The organism is Skermanella sp. (genome assembly GCF_059503625.1).
Genome location: NZ_JCACHA010000108.1, coordinates 561 through 3,874, shown reverse-complemented (window position 1 = coordinate 3,874; position 3,314 = coordinate 561). Strand labels below are relative to the sequence as shown.

Sequence of the window (3,314 nt, the reverse complement as noted above, 5' to 3'; positions counted from 1 at the left end):
ATCGGCGAGGCCATCTCGCTCGGGCTGAAGGAAGCCGGCTACAAGGTCGCCGCCGTCTATGCAGGCAACGACGAGAAGGCGAGGGAGTTCTCCGAGCGGACCGGCATCGCGGTCTTCAAGTGGGACGTCAGCAGCTTCGACGCCTGCAAGGAAGGTCTGGCGAAGGTCGAGGCGGAACTGGGTCCGGTCGAGATCGTCGTCAACAACGCCGGCATCACCCGCGACGGCGTGCTGCACCGGATGACCTTCGAGCAGTGGAACGACGTCATCGCGACCAACTTGACATCCTGCTTCAACATGTGCCGCAACGTGATCGACGGCATGCGGGAGCGCGGCTTCGGCCGGATCGTCAACATCGGCTCGATCAACGGTCAGGCCGGGCAGTACGGTCAGGTCAACTACGCGGCGGCCAAGTCCGGCATCCACGGCTTCACCAAGGCTCTCGCCCAGGAGGGGGCGGCCAAGGGGATCACCGTCAACGCGATAGCACCCGGCTACATCGACACCGACATGGTCCGCGCCGTGCCGCCGAACGTGTTGGAGAAGATCGTCGCCAAGGTGCCGGTCGGCCGTCTCGGCAAGGCATCGGAGATCGCGCGCGGCGTGCTGTTCCTGGTCGCCGACGAGGGCGGCTTCGTCACCGGCTCGACCCTGTCGATCAACGGCGGCCAGCACATGTACTGATCGGTTTTCTCTGAACCACGGCCCGAAGCGCCCCGCTTGGCGCTTCGGGCCGATACGATAACAGTCCGTCGATTCAAGGCGGGACCGATAATGGAGGGTATTTGATGGGCATCGAAAAGATGGCGGAACAGCGCGTCCGGGAAGAGCGGGAGCCCGTCGGCGAACCGCCCAGGCCGGATACGGCCCTGGCCGTCTGGATGTCCTGGATGGAGTCCAGCTTCGGCCAAGCCCAGAACTGGATGAGCAGCGCCGAGCCCTGGTGGAAGGTGACGCCGGACCGGATGGCCGGCAACATGCTGTCGGCGGGAAGCAAGCAGCTCAACGATATGCTCGCCCGCGACCCGCTGCTGCGCTCGATCGACCAGATGTGGAACGCCAACCCGTTCCGCGAGATCGTGCCGGTCGACTGGGCGGAGATCGCCCGCGCGCTGCGCACCGTCTGGATGCTGTCGCTGGCCAAGCCGGGCGAGAGCATGCAGTCGGCGGCGGAACTCAATACCAAGATGTGGCAGTCGGCGATCGACAACTGGAACGAGGCGGGACAGCGCTGGCTGAGCTTCGCAGGCCAGCAGCCGGCTGATGGAGCCAAGACGAAGGGCGGCGACAAGCGGTTCGCCGCACCGGAATGGCACTCCAACCCGGTCTACCGGACCCTGAAGGAAATGTACCTGATGGCGTCCGACTGGCTGATAAAGCACGGCAAGGATGTCGAGGGACTGGACGATGCGGAGCGCCAGCGCCTGAACTTCCACCTTCAGCAGTTCGTCGATGCGATGAGCCCGACGCTGCTTCTGGTATCGAACCCCGCTGCCTTGCGGAAGGCGCTGGAGACGGGCGGAGCCAGCCTTGCCGCCGGAGCGCAGAACCTTCTGAGCGACCTGAAGGAAGGCCGCCTGTCGATGGTCGATACCACGACCTTCGCGCCGGGCCGCAACATGGCGATGACCCCCGGCAAGGTGGTGTTCCGCAATCGCCTGATCGAGCTGATCCAGTACGAGCCGACGACCAAGACGGTCCACGCCGTGCCGATCATGATCATGCCGCCGTGGATCAACAAGTTCTACATCCTGGATCTTCAGCCCAAGAACAGCATGGTGAAGTATCTGGTAGACCAGGGCTTCACGGTCTTCATGGTGTCGTGGAAGAACCCCGACGCCTCGATGGACGAGATCACGTTCGAAGACTACATGGACCTAGGACCGCTGGCGGCATCGGACGCGATCCGGGACATCACGGGCAGCGCCACCGTCAACCCCATGGGCTACTGCATCGGCGGGACGCTGCTGATCTCGACGCTGGCGTGGCTGGCGACGCAGGGGGACAAGCGGTTCAACTCGGCCACGTTCATGGTGTCGATGCAGGACTTCTCGAAAGTCGGCGACACCGGCATCTTCATGGGCGAGGACAAGATCGACTTCATCGAGCAGCAGATGCTGGAGCGCGGCTACCTGGACAGCCGAGAGATGTCCAACATGTTCAACCTGCTGCGCTCCAACGACCTGATCTGGGCCAACGTCGTCAACAACTACCTGATGGGCGAGAAGCCGCCCGCCTTCGACCTGCTGTACTGGAACAGCGACGGCACCCGCATGTGCAGGGCGGCCCATAGCTGGTACCTGCGCAACACCTATGTCGAGAACAACTTGATGGTGCCGGGCAAGGTGACGCTGAAGGGCGCTCCGATCGACCTCGGCAACGTCACCATGGACGTCTATGCCGTGGGGGCGGAAAAGGACCATATCGTGCCGTGGGAAGCGGCGTGGCGGATCAACCAGCTCGTCAAGGGCGACGTGCGCTACGTGCTGGCGTCGAGCGGCCACATCGCGGGCATCATCAACCCGCCGGGCGGACGGGGAACTTACTGGATCAACGAGTCCGGCAAGTCCGCCGCCACGCCGCAGGAGTGGCGCGAAGGCGCCACCGCGCATGAGGGAAGCTGGTGGAAGGACTGGACCGCTTGGCTGGGCAAGCATTCCGGCCGCAAGGGCAAGCCGCGGGGAATGGGCAGCGAAAACTACCCGATCGTCGAAGACGCGCCGGGAAGCTACGTACTGGAGAAGTGACTCCGTGAAGCCCCGGTCTCCCGTAACAGGGAGACCGGGATCGCTTTCGGCGTTACGAACCGCCGCTGCCGGCGGTGGTCGACGAGGTGGTGTTGGTCTGCGCCGTCTGGGTGGTCGTGGAACCGGAGGAACTGGACGCGCTGGCGCTCTGGGACCACGAGCATCCGCCTTCGCCGGCAAAAGCCGGGGCAGCGGCGGAAACGGCAAAAGCGAGGGCCGTCGCAGCAATTACTGTACGCATCTTGGGCACTCCATCGCTGTAAAGTTACCCTGAACTAGCTGAGGCGGATCACGCGCAAGTCAACCGTTCAATCAGCCGCCTGGGCGGTTTTCGGCTGGGCCGCAAAATTGTCATTAACCCAGCCGTCGATATGGCAGGCGACGGATTCCCAGCCCGGCTGAAGCATCATCGAATGGCCCATGTCCGGAAAGAACGTGGCATCGGTGCGGAAAGCCCATGCCGTGGCGTGGACCTGATCGGGCGGGAACAGCAAGTCCTTTTCGGCGCCGAGCACCAGGACGGGCAATTTCCGCTTCGGCAGAGGGGGAAACGGGATCCAGCCGCCG

3 protein-coding genes and 1 pseudogene are annotated in these 3,314 nt (G+C 63.9%); 2 read left to right on the top strand and 2 right to left on the bottom strand.

What is annotated here, in order from left to right; all coding sequences use genetic code 11:
* Both phbB and AC5JJ6_RS03025 read left to right on the top strand, forming a co-directional pair.
* Window positions 1-684: acetoacetyl-CoA reductase (gene phbB / locus AC5JJ6_RS03030; protein ID WP_496040628.1), on the top strand; the 684-nt coding region annotated here is incomplete at its 5' end.
* 104 nt (window positions 685-788) lie between these two features.
* Window positions 789-2,747, top strand: coding sequence for a PHA/PHB synthase family protein (locus AC5JJ6_RS03025; RefSeq protein WP_496040627.1), 1,959 nt, complete (start codon window positions 789-791; stop codon window positions 2,745-2,747).
* 52 nt (window positions 2,748-2,799) lie between these two features.
* On the opposite strand, the gene AC5JJ6_RS03020 is transcribed toward AC5JJ6_RS03025, so the two are convergent.
* On the bottom strand, window positions 2,800-2,988 hold the full coding sequence (locus tag AC5JJ6_RS03020) for a hypothetical protein (protein ID WP_147040641.1): 189 nt from the start codon (window positions 2,986-2,988) through the stop codon (window positions 2,800-2,802).
* A 67-nt stretch (window positions 2,989-3,055) separates the two neighbouring features.
* Window positions 3,056-3,314: pseudogene (locus tag AC5JJ6_RS03015) on the bottom strand (alpha/beta hydrolase); the annotation flags it as partial.